This window comes from Xanthomonas sp. WHRI 7945, assembly GCF_035026585.1.
In genome coordinates, this window is record NZ_JAYIQP010000030.1 from 13168 (window position 1) to 30758 (window position 17591).

General features: G+C 70.5%; 15 protein-coding genes. 12 read left to right on the plus strand and 3 right to left on the minus strand.

Going from position 1 to position 17591, the window contains the following annotated elements:
* Nucleotides 1–28: 28 nt before the first annotated feature.
* The 9 genes from VDQ83_RS17315 (at nt 29) to VDQ83_RS17355 (ending at nt 9459) form a co-directional block, all read left to right on the plus strand.
* The gene (locus VDQ83_RS17315) at nt 29–481 is read left to right on the plus strand and encodes a hypothetical protein (RefSeq protein WP_309922540.1); all 453 of its coding nucleotides are present in this window, start codon (nt 29–31) and stop codon (nt 479–481) included.
* A gap of 197 nt (nt 482–678) precedes the next feature.
* Nucleotides 679–2322 (plus strand): malonate decarboxylase subunit alpha, encoded by a 1644-nt coding sequence (gene mdcA, locus VDQ83_RS17320; protein ID WP_309922543.1) that lies wholly within the window; start codon nt 679–681, stop codon nt 2320–2322.
* Between the two features lie 9 nt (nt 2323–2331).
* Nucleotides 2332–2646: a malonate decarboxylase acyl carrier protein gene (mdcC, locus tag VDQ83_RS17325; protein ID WP_184412606.1), complete on the plus strand. Its 315-nt coding sequence runs from the start codon at nt 2332–2334 to the stop codon at nt 2644–2646.
* A gap of 400 nt (nt 2647–3046) precedes the next feature.
* The gene (locus tag VDQ83_RS17330) at nt 3047–3961 is read left to right on the plus strand and encodes a biotin-independent malonate decarboxylase subunit beta (RefSeq protein WP_455435844.1); all 915 of its coding nucleotides are present in this window, start codon (nt 3047–3049) and stop codon (nt 3959–3961) included.
* Nucleotides 3961–4665, plus strand: coding sequence for a biotin-independent malonate decarboxylase subunit gamma (mdcE, locus tag VDQ83_RS17335; protein ID WP_455435845.1), 705 nt, complete (start codon nt 3961–3963; stop codon nt 4663–4665). The genes VDQ83_RS17330 and mdcE overlap by 1 nt, the downstream gene beginning before the upstream one ends.
* The gene (mdcG, locus tag VDQ83_RS17340; RefSeq protein ID WP_455435846.1) at nt 4658–5311 is read left to right on the plus strand and encodes a malonate decarboxylase holo-[acyl-carrier-protein] synthase; all 654 of its coding nucleotides are present in this window, start codon (nt 4658–4660) and stop codon (nt 5309–5311) included. The genes mdcE and mdcG overlap by 8 nt, the downstream gene beginning before the upstream one ends.
* Before the next feature lie 923 nt (nt 5312–6234).
* Nucleotides 6235–7053, plus strand: a complete 819-nt coding sequence (gene mdcB / locus VDQ83_RS17345) for a triphosphoribosyl-dephospho-CoA synthase MdcB (RefSeq protein ID WP_455435856.1) — start codon at nt 6235–6237, stop codon at nt 7051–7053.
* On the plus strand, nt 7050–7970 hold the full coding sequence (locus tag VDQ83_RS17350; RefSeq protein ID WP_455435847.1) for an acyltransferase domain-containing protein: 921 nt from the start codon (nt 7050–7052) through the stop codon (nt 7968–7970). Before mdcB ends, VDQ83_RS17350 begins: the two co-directional genes overlap by 4 nt.
* 133 nt (nt 7971–8103) lie before the next feature.
* Nucleotides 8104–9459 (plus strand): SLC13 family permease, encoded by a 1356-nt coding sequence (locus VDQ83_RS17355; RefSeq protein WP_455435848.1) that lies wholly within the window; start codon nt 8104–8106, stop codon nt 9457–9459.
* Between the two features lie 180 nt (nt 9460–9639).
* Here the strand turns inward: VDQ83_RS17355 and VDQ83_RS17360 are convergent, their stop codons facing one another.
* Both VDQ83_RS17360 and VDQ83_RS17365 read right to left on the minus strand, forming a co-directional pair.
* Nucleotides 9640–10356 (minus strand): GntR family transcriptional regulator, encoded by a 717-nt coding sequence (locus VDQ83_RS17360; protein WP_455435849.1) that lies wholly within the window; start codon nt 10354–10356, stop codon nt 9640–9642.
* Between the two features lie 97 nt (nt 10357–10453).
* Nucleotides 10454–10594 (minus strand): hypothetical protein, encoded by a 141-nt coding sequence (locus tag VDQ83_RS17365; RefSeq protein WP_455435850.1) that lies wholly within the window; start codon nt 10592–10594, stop codon nt 10454–10456.
* Between the two features lie 144 nt (nt 10595–10738).
* On the opposite strand from VDQ83_RS17365, the gene VDQ83_RS17370 reads away from it, so the two are divergent.
* Nucleotides 10739–11341, plus strand: coding sequence for a DUF4142 domain-containing protein (locus VDQ83_RS17370; RefSeq protein ID WP_263396840.1), 603 nt, complete (start codon nt 10739–10741; stop codon nt 11339–11341).
* 738 nt (nt 11342–12079) lie between these two features.
* On the opposite strand, the gene VDQ83_RS17375 is transcribed toward VDQ83_RS17370, so the two are convergent.
* Complete coding sequence (locus VDQ83_RS17375) at nt 12080–13159, minus strand: pirin family protein (protein ID WP_455435851.1); 1080 nt, start codon at nt 13157–13159, stop codon at nt 12080–12082.
* A 590-nt stretch (nt 13160–13749) separates the two neighbouring features.
* Between VDQ83_RS17375 and VDQ83_RS17380 the strand changes: the two genes are divergently transcribed.
* Entirely contained in the window at nt 13750–14781 is a 1032-nt protein-coding gene (locus tag VDQ83_RS17380) for an NAD(P)H-quinone oxidoreductase (protein WP_455435852.1), read from the plus strand.
* A gap of 312 nt (nt 14782–15093) precedes the next feature.
* The gene (locus VDQ83_RS17385; RefSeq protein ID WP_455435853.1) at nt 15094–17475 is read left to right on the plus strand and encodes a DUF3772 domain-containing protein; all 2382 of its coding nucleotides are present in this window, start codon (nt 15094–15096) and stop codon (nt 17473–17475) included.
* The last annotated feature ends 116 nt before the right edge of the window (nt 17476–17591 follow it).

A 17591-nucleotide genomic window follows, 5' to 3' on the forward strand; every position in this document is an offset into this window, starting at 1 on the left:
ACCACAGCGGCATAGGCGGGAGAGAGGCGTGCTTACTTGGGAGGGCGTTGCCACGGTCGCTGCCGTCGTCGCGGCCACTGCTTTCATGGCGGGGTTCATGTGGCTTCAGCGCCGCCGCGATCACTGGCTGGAGCGGACGGTGGAGGAATCCTTCCGGCGCATTTCCCTGACCAGCGATGGCGTGCTCCTCACCGGCGCGGATCTGGTCGTGGTGAAGAAGGTGCAGCAATTCATGGACGCCAATTACGACGCGTCCTTCATGTTCGAGGGCGAGGCCATGAACGGCAGCAATGCGTTCTGGTATTGCAGCGGTCCCGGTGCGCGCTGGTTCCTGGCGATCCCCTCGATCGACAGGCGCGGCAGTGGAGTGGACGTGCGCTGGATGCTGCGTCCGCTGACCGAGCAGCGCATGCGCGCGGTGCTGCGCTTCGATCGCGCGGCCTACTTGCGTGCGTTCGGCGAGATGCCCGACAAGGCGTAGCAACGCTGGCAGCGACGTGGTCGTGCAGGCGTCGGAAGTCGATCGTCGTTGTCCCGAAAACGGATGCCAACAGGCCGGCAGGCGCCTGTTGCAGCGCAGCGTGCATTGGTCACGGTTTCATAATTATATCGTAATTACAATTTTGGCCGGCCCCGCCACGGCGCTGGGCCGCCCTCCATTCGCCGACGGAAAGCCTTATGCCTCAGGACTGGAACACGCTCGCCGACAACCGCCGGCAACGCCTGCAGCGCGCCGAAGGGCTGGCGCGCGGGCGCCTGGTGGAGGCCAAGGACGCGGTGGCGCTGCTGGAGGCGGTGATCGAGCCGGGCGACCGCGTGTGCGTGGAGGGCAACAACCAGAAGCAGGCCGATTTCCTGTCGCAGTGCCTGACCGAGGTCGATCCGGCGCGGGTGCACGGGTTGCACCTGTTGCAGTCGGTGCTGGCGCTGCCTTCGCACCTGGACGTGTTCGAGCGCGGCATCGCGCAGCGCCTGGATTTCTCCTTCTCCGGCCCGCAGGCGCTGCGTCTGGCGCGGCTGGTGGCCGACAAGCGCATCGAGATCGGCGCGATCCACACCTACCTGGAACTGTTCGGCCGCTATTTCGTCGACCTGACCCCGCGCGTGGCGCTGGTCGCGGCGCAGGCCGCCGACCGCCAGGGCAATCTCTACACCGGGCCGAACACCGAGGACACGCCGGTGATCGCCGAGGCCACCGCGTTCAAGGGCGGCATCGTCATCGCCCAGGTCAACGAGATCGTCGACACGCTGCCGCGCGTGGACATCCCGGCCGACTGGGTCGGCTACGTGGTGCAGGCGCCGCGCCCGCACTACATCGAACCGCTGTTCACCCGCGATCCGGCGCAGATCTCCGAGATCCAGGTGCTGATGGCGATGATGGCGATCAAGGGCATCTACGCTGAATACGGGGTGGACCGGCTCAACCATGGCATTGGCTTCGACACCGCCGCGATCGAGCTGCTGCTGCCCACCTATGCCGAATCGCTCGGCTTGCGCGGCAAGATCTGCCGGCACTGGGCGCTGAATCCGCATCCGGCGCTGATCCCGGCGATCGAGTCGGGCTTCGTCAAATCGGTGCACTCGTTCGGCTCGGAACTGGGCATGGAGAAGTACATCGCCGCGCGCGCCGACGTGTTCTTCGCCGGCCCGGACGGCTCGATGCGCTCCAACCGCGCGTTCTCGCAGACCGCGGGGCTGTACGCCTGCGATATGTTCATCGGCTCCACGCTGCAGATCGACCTGCAGGGCAACAGTTCCACCGCCACCCGCGACCGCATCGCCGGCTTCGGCGGCGCGCCGAACATGGGCTCGGATGCGCGCGGCCGCCGCCACGGCAGCACCGCCTGGCTCAAGGCCGGGCGCGAGGCGGCGCGGCCGGGCGAGATGCCGCGCGGGCGCAAGCTGGTGGTGCAGATGGTGGAGACCTTCCGCGAACACATGGCGCCGGCCTTCGTCGACCGGCTCGATGCCTGGGAACTGGCCGAGCGCGCGAACATGCCGCTGCCGCCGGTGATGATCTACGGCGACGACGTCAGCCATGTGCTGACCGAAGAGGGCATCGCCAACCTGCTGCTGTGCCGCAGCGCCGAGGAGCGCGAACAGGCGATCCGCGGCGTGGCCGGCTACACCGCGGTGGGCCTGGGCCGCGACAAGCGCATGGTCGAGAACCTGCGCGACCGCGGCGTGATCCGCCGCCCCGAGGACCTGGGCATCCGCCTGCGCGACGCCAGCCGCGACCTGCTGGCCGCGCGCAGCGTCAAGGATCTGGTGCGCTGGTCCGGCGGCCTGTACGCGCCGCCGCAACGCTTCCGCAACTGGTAAGGGACATCGATGGAAACCCTTCGCTATCGCTACGACGGGCGCCTGGCGCCGAACGGCCGGCTCGACCACGTACTGGTCGGCGTGGTGTCTTCCGGCAATCTGGAAGTGCTGATCGAACCGCAGGACCTGGGCGGGGCGATGCAGATCGAGATCGTCACCGCCGCCGACGGCTTCGGCACGATCTGGCAGGCGGTGCTCGACGATTTCGCCGCACGCCATCCGCTGCGCGACGTGCGCATCTCGATCAACGACGTCGGCGCCACGCCGGCGGTGGTCGGCCTGCGCCTGGACCAGGCGGTGGAAGCCTTGCAGGAGGATGCGTGATGCGTCGGAGTTCGGTCTTCGCCAGGCGTCGCGGCGGGCGCGCTGTGCTTCGTGCGGGAGGGGCTTCAGCGCCGACTGTCTCTGGAGTCGGCGACATGGTGGCTCCGTTGGTCGCGGCTGAAGCCGCTCCTACAGAGAGCGCTGCCCTTGCGGGCGGCGCTTCGGTTCCCAAGGCATCCGCAATGGCCGCGGTTCGGGCTTTGCTCGTCGCGACTGAAGTCGCTCCCACAAGGGGTGCCTTGCCTGCAAGGAGCCCTGTGGGAGGGACTTCAGTCCCGACTGTCTTCGGAGCCGGCGGCATGATGGCTCCGTTGGTCGCGGCTGAAGCCGCTCCTACAGGAAGCGTTGTTGCATCCGTGCCGCCCGCGTCGCACGCCTATCGTCCACTCCGGAGCTGCGCATGAGCGCGATCCCCAACAACCGCCGCCCGCGCAGCTTCTACGAGGCCGATGCGCGCGCGCGCATCGACGGCTTGCTCGATCCGGGTTCGTTCCGCGAGTTCGTCGGTCCGCGCCAGCGCGCGATGAGCCCGCACCTGGCGCAGCTGGACCAGCCCGGCGCGTTCGACGATGGCATCGTCGTCGGCGAGGGCCGGCTCGACGGACGCACGGTGTTGATCGCCGCGCAGCAGGGCCAGTTCATGGGCGGAGCGGTCGGCGAGGTGCATGGCGCCAAGCTCACCGGGCTGCTGCAGCGCGCCGCGGCGACCACGCCGGCGGCGGTGCTGCTGTTGCCCGATACCGGCGGCGTGCGCCTGCACGAGGCCAACGCCGGCTTGATCGCGATTTCCGAAATCATGCGCGCCACGCTGGACGCGCGTGCCGCCGGGGTGCCGGTGCTGGCGCTGATCGGCAGCGGCAACGGCTGCTTCGGCGGCATGGGCATCGTCAGCCGCTGCTGCTCGCGCATCGTCATGTCCGAGGAAGGACGGCTCGGCCTGTCGGGTCCGGAAGTGATCGAGACCGTGCGCGGCGTGGAGGAATTCGATTCGCGCGACCGCGCGCTGGTGTGGCGCGTGACCGGCGGCAAGCACCGCTACCTGCTCGGCGAGGCGCAGGCCCTGGTCGCCGATGCGATCGAGGAGTTCCGCGCCGCGGCGATCGCCGCGTTGGCGGTGCCGCCGCCAGCCGAGGACGACGGTGGCCTGGCGCGCATCGCCGCCGAACACGCCGCGCTGCGCGGGCGCCTGGACGCCTACGGCGACTGCCGCGATGGCGTGGACATCTGGCGTCGGCAAGGCATCGCCGACCCCGACGCGCTGCCGCTGCTGGACACCGCCGCCTTCCTTGCCGCCGTCGCCGACCGGAGCCCGTGATGGAACTGACCCCTCTGCTGCAGCAACTGTTCCCGCTCGGCCACCGCATCGAGATCCACGACGGCGTGATCGGCGGCAGCGCCACCACTGCGCTGGGCGAAGTCACCGTGATCGGCAGCGCCGACAAACTGGAAGTGGGCGTGGAGCATGCGCTGGCGCTGGCCGCCGCGGTGCTGGACAGCACCCGCACGCATCCGCAGCGGCCGATCGTGATGCTGGTCGATACCGCCGGCCAGCGGCCTTCGCGCAAGGACGAACTGCTGGGCATCAACGGCTATTTCGGCCATCTGGCGCAATGCCTGGACCTGGCGCGGCGCCGCGGCGCACGGTTGCTCACGCTGGTCTACGGCGAGTCGGTCAGCGGCGGCTTCCTCGCCTTCGGGCTGATGGCCGATGCGATCTACGCGCTGCCGGAGGCGCAGGTGCGGGTGATGGACCTGCGCGCGATGGCGCGGGTCACCAAGCAGCCGCTGGAGAAGCTGCAGGCGCTGAGCAAGAGCTCGCCGGTGTTCGCGCCGGGCGTGGAGAACTACGTGGCGATGGGCGCGGTGCAGGCGGTGTGGACCGGCGATCTGGCGCAAGCGCTGGTCGCCGCGCTGCAGGCGCCGCTGCAGGGCGACATGCGCGCGCAACGCGGCGCCGAGCGCAACGGCCGCCTGCTCGCCGCGCCGATCGCCGCGGAGGTCGCTGCCGGTCATGCATGAGCCGCTTGCCCGGCACGATCTGGTCTGGCTGGCGGCCGATGCGCCGTGGCAGGCGCGCACGCCGGGGGCGCAGGCGCGCTTGCGCGATTGGTTCGCCGCCGGCCATCCGGCGATCGTCGCGCGCGGCGATCGCAGCGATGACGCGCAGGCGCTACGCCTCGGCGTGCCGTTGCCGCCGGTCGAGGGCAAGCAGCGGCTGTCGTTGTCGGCCGAGCGCGGCGCGGTGCTGCGACAGCGCGCACCGCTGACGCTGGACGAGGTCTGCGCGCAGGTGCAGGGACTGCCGGATTGGCAATCGCCGCTGCACGACCTGCAGGCGCTGTCCGCCACGCATGGTTTGACCCCGCGCGTGTTCGGCGCCTTCGCCTGGCAGGCGCTGACCGGCTTGCCCTACGTGCATGCCGGCTCGGACATCGACCTGCTGTGGCAGTTGCCCTCGCCGGCGCAGGCGGGCGCACTGCTCGCCGACCTGGCGCGCTGGGAGCAGCGCCACGGCCACCGTGTCGACGGCGAGGTGCTGCTGCCCGACGGCAGCGCGGTGAGCTGGCGCGAACTGGCCGGCGACAGCGCGCAACTGCTGGTCAAGGCGCTGCGCGACTGTCGGCTGCAGCCGCGCGCAACGCTGCTGCAGGTGTGGGGGGCATGATGGAACTGCAGGCGCTGCGCGGCGTGGAAGACGGCTGCATCCCGGCATCGTCGGCGCCCGCAGCAGCCGACGTGTCGGCACCAGAAGCGGTCGGGGCTGAAGCCCCTCCCACAGTGCATGCAGCCGGCCATCCGCGAGCCCCTGTAGGAGCGGCTTCAGCCGCGACGAACGAAGCCGCGATCTTCCCGATGCCGGAAGCGGTCGGGCCTGAAGTCCCTCCCACAGTGCAGGTAGCCGGCTATCCGCAAGCCCCTGTAGGAGCGGCTTCAGCCGCGACGAACGAAGCCACGATCTTTCCGATGCCGGAAGCGGTCCGGGCTGAAGTCCCTCCTGCAGCGCATGTAGTCGGCCATCCGCAAACCCCTGCAGTAGCGGCTTCAGCCGCGACGAACGAAGCCACGATCTTTCCGATGCCGGAAGCCGTCGGGACTGAAGTCCCTCCCACAGCGCAGGTAGCCGGTGATCCGCGAGCCCCTGTAGGAGCGACTTCAGCCGCGACGAACGAAGTGAGAATCCCTGGTGATTTTGCTCGTCTGTCGCGGCTGAAGCCGCTCCTACAGTGCAGCCTGCGAGCAGGCCGCAAATCCCTTGTGGGAGCGACTTCAGTCGCGACGAGTGAAGCAATGCAGGTGCTGCGGCCTGACCGCGTCGGGACTGAAGTCCCTCCCACAGTGCGCCCGGTGAACAGCCCGCAAATTGCTGTAGGAGCGGCTTCAGCCGCGACGAACGAAGCCGCGGTCTTCCCAGCCCCGCAAACGGCCGGGACCGACGCCCCTCCCTCAGGGCTCGTCGCACGCACGGCATCCCCTGTGGGAGCGACTTCAGTCGCGACGAACGAAGCCCGAGCAGCGACGGCGCAATTCGCCAGCCATCCGCGAGCGACTGCGGCCGCAACCAATACAGCGGCGACCGCTCCACACCGCCTGGCCCTGCCGCACCGCCTCGGCCGTCTCGCCGTCGCCAGCCTGCATGCCGAGCTGGCCTGCGCGCCGAAGCCCGGCCTGGTCACGCCGTTCGATCGCGGCAGCCACGACGACATGGATGCGGGCACCTTCCTGCGCAGCCTGTTCGCGTTGCGCGGCTACTTCGTCGCGATCGCCGCCGCCGGTGCCGCCGACGCACCGTTCGCGACGCTGCGCCAGCTCGGCATCGGCGCCGAGCGCACCATGCTGCGCGCCACCGGCGGCATCAACACGCACCGCGGTGCGATCTTCAGCCTGGGCCTGTTGGTCGCCGCCGCCGCGCGGCTGCGCACGCACACGGCGATGGCGCCCGCCGGCGAGGCGGTCTGCGCCGCGGTCGGCGCATGGCGCGAGGCGCTGCTGGATGCGCCGCTGGACCCGCGCAGCCACGGCCAGCGCATGCGTCGGCTGCATGGCGTCGCCGGTGTGCGCGAGCAGGCCGCCGACGGCTTCCCGTTGCTGCGCGAGGTGGCGCTGCCGGCGCTGCGCAGCGCGCTGCGTGCCGGCCTCGCGCGCGACGCCTCCATGGCGCAGGCCCTGCTGCAGCTGATCGCGCGCACCGACGATCTGAACCTGCTGCACCGCGGCGGCCGCGAGGGCCTGCGCTTCGCGCAACGCAGCGCACGCGCCTTCCTCGACGCCGGCGGCGCGCTGCAACCGGACTGGCGCCAGCAGCTCGCCCGTCTCGGCGACGCCTTCGTCGCGCGCCGGCTCAGCCCGGGCGGCAGCGCCGACCTGCTCGCCTGCGCCTGGTTCCTGCTCCGCCAGGAGCAGCCATGAGCCTGGCCCTGCTATGCCCGGGGCAGGGCGCGCAACATCCGGCGATGTTCGACTACAGCGCCGGCGTGCCTGCGGCGGAGGCGGTGCTGGCCGCGGCGGCGCAGGTGCTCGGCGCCGATCCGCGCGCACTGGCCGGCAGCGATGCGCGCTACGACAACGCGATCGCGCAGCCGCTGGTGTGCGCCGCGGCGCTGGCCAACGCCGCGGCGCTGTTGCCGCAGTTGCCGGCGCCGGCGCTGGTGCTCGGCTACAGCATCGGCGAGCTGGCCGCGCACGCGCTGGGTGGCGGGCTGGACGCGCCGGCCTGCCTGGCGCTGGCGGTGCAGCGCGCGCAGCGCATGGACGCCGCCAGCCGCAACGGCGACGGCCTGATCGCGGTGCAGGGCCTGCTGCGCGATGCGGCCGAGGCGCTGTGCGCGCAGACCGGCCTGCACCTGGCCATCGTCAACGGCGACGACCATCTGATTCTCGGCGGCCATGCCGATGCGCTGGCGCAGGGCGAGCGCCAGGCGCGTGCGCAGCGCGCGCGGGTCACGCGCCTGCCGGTGGCGGTGGCCGCGCACACGCCGCTGCTGGCGGACGCGGCGCAGGCGTTCGCCGCCGACCTGCGCGCCGCGCCGCTGGCCGCGCCGCGCGCCACGCTGCTGGCCGGCATCGACGGACACCGCATCGGCGATCGCGACGACGCCATCGCCGCCTTGTCGGCGCAGCTGGCCACGACGCTGGACTGGGCCGGGACGCTGCGCCAGGCCGCCGAGCGCGGCGCGCGCGTGTTCCTGGAACTGGGACCGGGCTGCGCGCTGGCGCGCATCGCGCGCGCGCTGCTGCCGGAGTGCCAGGCGCGGTCGGTGGAAGAGTTCGGCAGCCTGGCCGCGGCGGCGGCCTGGGTGCGGCAGGCGGAGCAACGCATGCAGTGATGCAGCCGTGGCGGCGATGGGGGCGGCGATGGGAGCTGTCGCGCCGCAACGGAGTTGGCAGTTGGCGATCGACCCAGGGTGGCGGGTGGCCATTCGCGGCAGTGGTACGGATCCAGCAAGCTCGGGAGGGCGCATGAGTCCACAAATCGCGACGATCATCGGCTTGATCGTCATGTTCATCGTGGCCACCGCGTTGCCGGTCAACATGGGCGCAGTCGCGTTCGCGTTGGCCTTCATCGTCGGTGGCGTCTGGGTCGGCATGGACGGGAAGGAGGTCTTGGCCGGGTTCCCCGGCGACCTGTTCCTGACCCTGGTCGGCATCACCTATCTGTTCGCGATCGCGCGCAACAACGGCACCATCGATCTGTTGGTGCATTGGGCGGTGCGCGCGGTCCGCGGCAAGATCGTGGCGATCCCGTGGGTGATGTTCGTGGTCACCGCGGTGCTGACCGCGTTCGGCGCGCTGGGGCCGGCGGCGGTGGCGATCATCGGTCCGGTCGCGCTGCGCTTCGCCAAGCAGTACCGGATCAATCCGCTGCTGATGGGCCTGCTGGTGATCCACGGCGCGCAGGCCGGCGGTTTTTCGCCGATCAGCGTGTACGGCGGCATCACCAACAAGGTGGTGGAAAAGGCCGGGCTGGACGTCACCGAGATGGCGGTGTTCCTGACCAGCCTCGGCTTCAACCTGCTGATGGCGCTGATCTGCTTCTTCGCCTTCGGCGGGCTGGCGCTGCTGCGGCGCGGCCAGGCGCCGTCGCTGGCCACGGCCGAGTACGTGCCGGTGGGCGACCAGTCTTCGCACCGCCAGTTCGCGATCGAAGGCCACGGCGCGCTGCTGTCGGCCGGCGGCGGCACCTTGTCGACCGATCCGGCGGCGCTGGAGGCGGTGAGCCTGAACCGCGATCGCGTGCTGACCCTGTTCGGCCTGCTCGGCCTGGGCGTGGCCTCGCTGATCTACAACCTCAACGTCGGCCTGGTCTCGATCACGGTGGCGGTGGTGCTGGCGCTGCTGTCGCCGAAGGCGCAGAAGGGCGCGGTGGACGGCATCAGCTGGTCCACGGTGCTGCTGATCAGCGGCGTGGTCACCTACGTGGCGGTGCTGCAGGAGAGCGGGGCGGTGGACTACATCGGCAACGGCGTGTCCAGCATCGGCATCCCGCTGCTCGGCGCGCTGCTGGTGTGCTACGTCGGCGGCATCGTCTCCGCGTTCGCCTCCTCGGCGGCGGTGCTGGGCGCGACCATCCCGCTGGCGGTGCCGTTCCTGCTGCAGGGCCACCTCGGCGCGGCCGGCGTGATCTGCGCGCTGGCGATCTCCTCCACGGTGGTGGACGTGAGCCCGTTCTCGACCAACGGCGCGCTGGTGGTGGCCTCGGCCGCCCCGGACGAACGCGAGTCGCTGTACAAGCGCTTCCTGATCTACAGCGGCCTGGTGGTCCTGTTCGGTCCGCTGCTGGCGTGGCTGCTGCTGGTGGTGCCGGGGTGGCTGTGAGGCCGGGATTCGGGATTGGGAATTCGGGATTGGTTAGAGCGGATCGCGGTTGCTGATCCAACGTGAGTTGCAAAAAAAGCGCCGGCCCTTGGGTCGGCGCTTTCTTGTGCATAGTTTCAACCAACGCATCAGCTCATCGGCGCAGCAGTGCTGCCGTTACGAATCCCGAATCTCCAATCCCTAATCCCGGCCGCTAGGCAACGGCGCCGGCACATTGAGCTTGCCGCCGGCGGCCACGTACATCGCCAGCGCGTTGCCCTGGCTTTGCAGGTGCCGGTTCATGGTGCGCTCGGCGCCTTCGGCGTCGCCGCGGCGGAAGCAGTCCATCAGCTCGCGGTGCTCGGACAGCGATTGCTGCATGCGTCCGGGCGCCAGCAGTTGGCGCCCGCGGTGCATCTTGAGGATGCGGTGCAGGTCGTGGGTGACGCGGATCAGCCACGGATTGCCGGCGAATTCCTGCACCGATTCGTGGATCAGGTAGTTCTGCCGGTAGTACTCGGCCAGGTCGCCTTCGTCGGCGGCCTGCTCCATGCGCGCATGCAGCGTTTCCAGCCGCGCCAGGCCGGCGGCGTCGACCTTGCGCACCGCCTCGTAGGCGCAGCGGCCTTCCAGCAGCGCCATCACCGGGAACAGCTCGTTGAGGTCTTCCAGGTTCAACCGGGTCACGCGTGCGCCGCGACCGGGCTCGATCTGCACCAGGCCTTCGGCGGCGAGCAGCTTGAGGCTCTCGCGCAGCGGGGTGCGGCTGATGCCCAGTTCGGCGACCAGCGCCGGCTCGTCGATCCACTCGCCCGGCGGCAGCACGTAGTCGTAGATCTTCTGCCGCAGCCGCTCGGCCACGTCTTCGTACAGCGCCACGCGCTTGCGCGGCGCGCGGGTGTCGGGCGCGAGGGTCATCGGCGGGTCGAAGCGCTCTGGAGCCTGTGATGGCGATAGCGACATTCTAGCGGCCGGCGGGAAACGACGCCGCTGCGGCATTTCCCGCGGGCACGGGCTATTTGCCTTTCTTCTTGTCCGGGCGCTGCGACAGTGCCGATCCTGCGGCGGTCTTGCTGTCCTTGCCGGTGCGTCCGTCCTTGAGCACCTTGGATGCCGCCTTGCCGGCCTTGCTGCCGGTCTTCTCGTTGTTGGCCATGTGCGCTCTCCATGATCGCCGCGGTTGCGGCAGACCACTGCATGCGCTTGGCCGCGTCGAGGGCGTGTCATGAAAAGCGCAACGATTCACGCGGGTTTGCGCGCTGCATGGGCAAGGTAGGCACTGGCAAACCAGGAGCACCCCATGACCCCGACGCGCATCACGATCCGGCTTCCGATTCTCGCGGCGCTCGCCGCCATGGCGCTGAGCGGCTGCGGCAAGCCGGGCGACCAGGCGTCGCGCACCGCCCCGGCGACCTCGCCGGCACCGACCGCCGCGCCGGTCGGCGGCGAAAGCGGGCGCGAGGCGATCGCCGGCGACGCGTCGGCCAAGGCGATGCTGCAGGTGCTGGAAGGCAATGCGGTGGCGTTGTCGCAGCAGGCGCTGTCGCGCAACGTCAGCGGCAGCGTCGCCGATTTCGCCCGCGAGGTGGTCGCCGCGCACCAGGGCGCCGCGGCCGCGGACGCCGGCAAGGGCGGACCGGGCGATGCGGAGAAGATCGCCGCGCAGGCGGCCAAGGGCAAAGCGCAATTGCAGGCGCTGGATCAGCAGAAGGACGCATCGGCCTACATGAACGCCTACATGGCGACGATGGTGCGCAGCTATTCCGACGCGCTGAACGTGATCGATGCCGAGCTGGTGCCGGCGGCGCAGCAGGACGCGACGAAGCAGGAACTGCAGCAGGCGCGCAAGCGCATCGCCGAGCAACTGGAGCGCGCGCAGGCGCTGGCGTCGGCGCGGTACTGAGCGGATCTACGCGAGGCTTCGCCCGTACCGTCATCCGGCCCTGCGGGCCACCTTCCCTCGAAAAGGGGGCCATGGTTCCGCTGGGAGAAGGGAACAGCCTAGCCCCTCTCCCGCCGGGAGAGGGGTTGGGGTGAGGGTCCGGCGCGAAGCGTCTCGCGGAGTTGGGTGCACGAAGCTTCGCCCGTACCCTCATCCGCCCCTGCGGGGCACCTTCTCCCGAGGGGAGAAGGAAACAACCTAGCCCCTCTCCCACCGGGAGAGGGGTTGGGGTGAGGGTCCGGCGCGAAGCGTCTCGCGGAGTTGGGTGTACGAAGCTACGCCCGTACCCTCATCCGCCCCTGCGGGGCACCTTCTCCCGAGGGGAGAAGGGAACAACCTAGCCCCTCTCCCGTCGGGAGAGGGGTTGGGGTGAGGGTCCGGCGCGAAGCGTCTCGCGGAGTTGGGTGTACGAAGCTGCGCCCGTACCCTCATCCGGCCCTGCGGGGCACCTTCTCCCGCTGGGAGAAGGGAGCAACCTAGCCCCTCTCCCCTCGGGAGAGGGGTTGGGGTGAGGGTCCGGCGCGAAGCGTCTCGCGGAGTTTGGGTGCACGAGGCTTCGCCCTTACCCTCATCCGGCCCTGCGGGCCACCTTCTCCCGAGGGGAGAAGGGATAGCTGTTCGCCCCTCTCCCCTCGGGAGAGGGATCGAGGTAAAGCTGTCGTGGTCAAATTTCCGCAGCCATACGCCAGAGAACACCCTCTAACCGCCCGCGCTGTCCGCAGCTGCCACGTGCGGCGGCGGCCGCTCCTCGCGTCCATCCGGGTGGCGCGCGAAGCGGTGCGGATCGCTCCCGTGCACCGGCGCCTCGTCCTTCCAGGGCCAGCCGCCGAACTGGGTGCGGCGGTAGTCGGCCATGGCCTGTGCGATTTCGGTCTGGGTGTTCATCACGAAGGGGCCATGTTGCGCGACCGGTTCGGCGATCGGCCGGCCCTGCAGCACCAGGAACTCGCTCTCGGCCGCAGCGCCGTTGACCAGCTCGACCGCCTGATCGGCGCGCAGCTCGATGGCGGCGTGGCGTGTCACCTCGCGTGCGCCCACGGTCACCGATGCGCCCTTGAAGAAGTACAGGCTGCGGCGCGTGTCCCGGCCTTGCGCGGCGGGCAGCGTCCAGCGTGCGCCGGGCGCCATGCGGATCGTCCAGATGGCCACGTCGGCATCGTCCTGCGCGGCCCACGAATCCGGCGGCGGCGCGAGCGGGCCGCCGGCCGTGCCGGGCACGGCATCGACGGGGCCGATGCGGCCAGCCACGCAGGCCACGTCGGTCGTGCGGCCGGCGTCGTCGGTGGCGGTGAAGCGCGGCAGGTCTTGCGCCCAGAACATGGTGAAGTGCGGCGCCACCATCTTGCTGCGCGCCGGCAGGTTGAGCCAGATCTGGAAAAGTTCCAGCGGGTTGGGCGCGGCGGTGTCGAGCAACGGGAACATTTCCGAATGCACGACGCCGGCACCGGCCGTCAGCCACTGCACGTCGCCGGCGCCGAAGCGCGCTGCCGCGCCGAGCGAGTCGGAATGGTCGATGAGGCCCTGGCGCACGATGGTCACGGTCTCGAAGCCGCGGTGCGGGTGACCGGGAAAGCCGGGGACGTCGCTGCCGTGATACATGCTCCAGCCGTCCTTGCGGCTGAAGTCCTGGCCGATGGCGCGGCCTTCGAGCGACACCGCCGGACCCATCGCGCCGTTGCCGGCGGGGTAGGCGTCGTCGTGATAGACGCAGAACAGGAACGGATCGATGGTTTCCCAGGGAAAGCCGAGCGGCTTGATCTGGACGACGGGGTCGGTCATGAAGGTGTCCTTGGTGCGGGCGCGGCTGGGAGGCAGCGGCAATTTATCGAATATGGCGCGCGCTCGGCGGAATGGAAGGCCGGTGTGGAGGACATCCTATCCCGCACGTGGAACGCGGCCGCGGCGATGCCGTCTCCGCTGCAGCGCTGTGCGACAACTGCTTCGATGGCGACAGGCTGCGCGAGGGGCGCTCGCGCTGTCGGGTCGCCGCGGCGGCCTGCGCTGCCCGTGCCGATCCGTTGCCGCCGCTGCGGCGCGTCGGACGCATGGCAGGGGATGGCCGCCAATGCCGACGCTGACGCCTTGGGCGGTACAGATGGAGGTGGCAGGCGATTGGCGTCTCTCTCCAAGCCGATTACACACCTGTGGGAGCGACTTCAGTCGCGACGCGCTTTCCCGGTAACGCCCGTCGCGACTGAAGTCGCTCCCACACAGTGTTTCCCGGCGTCCTCCACTCCCGGGTGGGCAGTGTCGGCCCGGAAGGAAACGCTGCGCGCACCGTCACGGACCGCAACGCGGCGAAAGCCGATCATCGCGGTTCCCCCGCGTTTCGCGCCCGCGTGGCGCTGCGCCTTTGCCAGGTTCCCGCCATGTCCCCGACCTCCGCCGTGCCGCTCCCCGATTCGATGATCGCGATCGAGATCCGCCAGCCCGGCGAGCCGGAGGTGCTGGTGCCGGTGCGCCTGCCGCTGCCGCATCCGGGCCGCGGCGAACTGCTGGTGCGGGTGGCCGCGGCCGGGGTCAACCGCCCCGACGTGATGCAGCGCCGTGGCAGCTATCCGCCGCCGCCGGGCGCCTCGCCGCTGCCCGGGCTGGAGTTCGCCGGCGAGGTGGTGGCGCTGGGCGAGGGCGTGGAGCGCTATCGGCTTGGCGATGCGGTGTGCGCGCTGGTCGCCGGCGGCGGCTATGCCGAGTACGCGGTGGTGCACGAACGCAATGCGCTGCCGGTGCCGTCGCCGTTGAGTCTGGCCGAGGCTGCGGCATTGCCGGAGACCTTCTTCACGGTGTGGGCCAACGTGTTCCAGCGCGGCCGCCTGCAGGCCGGCGAGACCATGCTGGTGCATGGCGGCACCTCCGGCATCGGCAGCGTCGCGACGCTGCTGGGCACCGCGTTCGGCGCGCGGGTGATCAGCACCGTCGGCTCGGCCGACAAGCGCGCGGCCAGCCTGGCGCTGGGCGCGGAGGCGGCGATCCTGTACCGCGAAGAGGACTTCGTCGCCGAGACCCTGCGCCTGACCCATGGCCGCGGCGCCGACGTGATCGTCGATCTGCTCGGCGGCGACTACCTGCCGCGCAACTACCAGGCCGCGGCGCTGGACGGGCGCATCGTGCAGATCGGCATCCAGCAGGGCAAGGTCCGCGACCTGGACCTGATGCCGCTGCTGGCCAAGCGCCTGACCCACACCGGCTCGACCCTGCGCCCGCGCTCGGTGATGGAGAAGGCGGCGATCGCGCGCGAGCTGGAGCAGCAGGTGTGGCCGCTGCTCGAACAGGGCCGGATCAAGCCGCAACTGGACCGCTGCTTTCCGCTGGCCGAGGCGGCGCAGGCGCACGCGCGGATGGAATCCAGCGCGCATATCGGCAAGATCGTGCTGCTGACGCAGGCGGGGGCGGGGCAGTGAGCCGGGGGCGGTGAGAGCCTGTCGCGGCTGAAGCCGCTCCTGCAGTGGGGCCGTATGGCGGCGCAGGCGGAATGCCGGCATGCAGGCCCGGCGCAGTGAGCGAGGTGCCATGAGCGCCTGCAGGCGTCGGTACACCGCGCGCCCGCCCTTGTAGGAGCGGCTTCAGCCGCGACAGGCACCCACCCGCCCGCCATCCACGGCCGCGCCGCTGGCTCCGTTCAAGCCCCACCCCGTATATTGCGCCGCACGCGCGGTGGTCCGCGCCTGACTGCCGGTCCTCGCGTGCGCTTTCCGTTCCGTTCCGCCTTGCCGATGCCATTGCTGCGCTGCGCGCTGCTGGCGCTGTTGCTGTGCCTGTGCGCGGCGGCGGGCGCGCAGCCGCAGGACGCGCCGCAGGCGCCCGACCCGCAGGCCCTGCTGGAAGGCGCCGAGCAGACGCTGCAGGACGCGCGGCGCGGCATGGACGCCGCCGATCCGACCGCGCTGCGCGAACTGCTCGACAAGGTCGCCGATGCGCAGCGCGATGCCGATGCCGCGGTCGCGGCGCTGACCCCGCAGTTGGCCCAGGTCGATGCGCGCCTGCAGCAGCTCGGCGAGGCCGTCGCGGGCGAGGCCAGCGACATCGCCGCGCAGCGCAAGGACCTGGCCAAGCAGCGCGCGCCGCTGGATTCGGGGATCAAGCGCGGCAGGCTGCTGGCGGTGGAGGCCAAGCAGCTCGGCGAGCAGATCGAAGGCGTGCAGGCCGAGCACTTCAGCCAGGAACTGTCGCTGCGCTCGGCCTCGCCGCTGTCGCCGGCGCTGTGGCGGCAGATCGCCAGCGATTTCCCCGACGACCGCGAACGCCTGCTCGACCTCTACCGCCTCGGTGCGCAGGCGCTGGACGCGGCGATCGCCAAGAACGGCGCCAGGGGGCTGGGCATCGGCGTGGCCATCGCGTTGGTGCTGCTGTTCCCGTTGCGCTACCTGCTGCGCTGGCTGGGCAAGCGCTATGCGGTCTCGCGCGCGCCGGGCAGCCGCCTGCGCCGCTCCGGGCTGGCGCTGTGGTTCCTGCTGCTGGGCACGCTGACGCCGGGCCTGGCCGCGCTGGTGCTGGCCGAGAGCCTGCGCGGCATCGGCGCGGTGCCGGCGAAGCTGGAGATCGTGGTGCATGGCTTCCTCGTGTACAGCTTCGCCGCCGCGTTCATGGGCTCGCTGGGCGCCAGCGTACTGCTGCCGAACCAGCCGTCGTGGCGGCTGTTTCCGATCGACGACGCCACCGCGCGGCGCCTGCGCAAGTTCACCTGGGCCACCGCGACGCTGGCCTGGCTCAGCAGCATGCTGCTGGTGATCAATCGGGCCAGCCTGACCAGCGAATCGGCCACGTTTGCCGCCGAGGGCGTCATCGCGCTGGTCTATGCGGTGCTGATCCTGGCGATCCTGACCAGCCTGTCGCGGCTGCGCCGGCGCCAGTACGCAGAGGCCGCGGCGCAGGCGCTGGCCAACGCGCAACCGCCGCCGCCGGGACAGCATGGCGGTGTGCTGGCGCTGGTCGGCATGCTGGTGCGGGTGGTGGTGGTGGTGGCCTTGCTGGCCTCGCTGCTGGGCTATCTGCACCTGGGCCTGTTCATCACCCGGCAGATCATCTGGATCACCATGATCGTCGGCGCGATCCGCCTGCTGATGACCTTCGCCGACGATTTCGCGCTGTGGCTGTTCGCCAGCGAAGGCCGCATCGGGCGCGCCGCCAATGGCGCGTTCGGGGTGCGCGCCAGCCGCCTGGAGCAGGCCGGCGTGCTGACCTCGGCGCTGCTGCGCGTGGTCTTGCTGCTGATCGGCCTGGGCGCGCTGCTGATGCCGTTCGGGACCAACGTGTCGACCCTGACCGACTGGTTCTCGGTGCTGACCCAGGGCATTCCGATCGGCAAGGGCCACCTGTATCTGGGCGACGTCGTCCGCGCGGTGCTGGTGCTGGGCCTGGGCCTGCTGGCGATGCAGTACATCCATGGCTGGCTGACCCAGACCTACCTGCCCAAGACCGAACTGGACGACGGCTCGCGCAATTCGGTCAGCACCGTGGCCCGCTACGCCGGCATCCTGTTCGCGGCGCTGTGCGCGCTGGCGGCGTCGGGCATCGAGGTGGCGCAGATCGCGCTGGTGGTCAGCGCGCTGTCGGTCGGCATCGGCTTCGGCCTGCAGTCGATCATCCAGAACTTCGTGTCCGGCTTGATCCTGCTGGCCGAGCGCCCGGTCAAGATCGGCGACTGGGTCAAGATCGGCGACCAGGAGGGCGACGTGCGCAAGATCAGCGTGCGCTCCACCGAGATCCAGGTCGGCGACCGCTCCACGCTGATCGTGCCCAACTCCGAACTGATCACCAAACCCCTGCGCAACATGACCCTGGCCGGTCCGCTGGGCCGGGTGCAGATCCAGTTCGCGGTGTCGCTGGGCACCGACGTGGTCAAGCTGCGCGAACTGCTGATGCAGCTCTATGCCGCGCACCCGGGCGTGCAGGAGGACCCGGCACCGTCGGTGTTCATCGATTCCATCGCCAGCGGCCACGTCACCCTCAACAGCTTCGCCTACGTGGCCAATCCGCGGCTCGTCTACGGCACCCGCAGCGACCTGTTCTTCAGCCTGCTGCAGCGCCTGGCCGAAGAGGGCATCGCGTTGGAGTCGCCGCAGGAGGTCAAGCTGTTGCGTGATCCGAGGGAGTAGCGGGACTCGGGACTCGGGACTCGGGACTCGGGATTTTCGCAAGTTCGCCGCTTCTGCGCTTTTCTGTAGGAGGGGCTTTAGCCCCGACGCCTTACCGGTAAGGCGTCGGGGCTAAA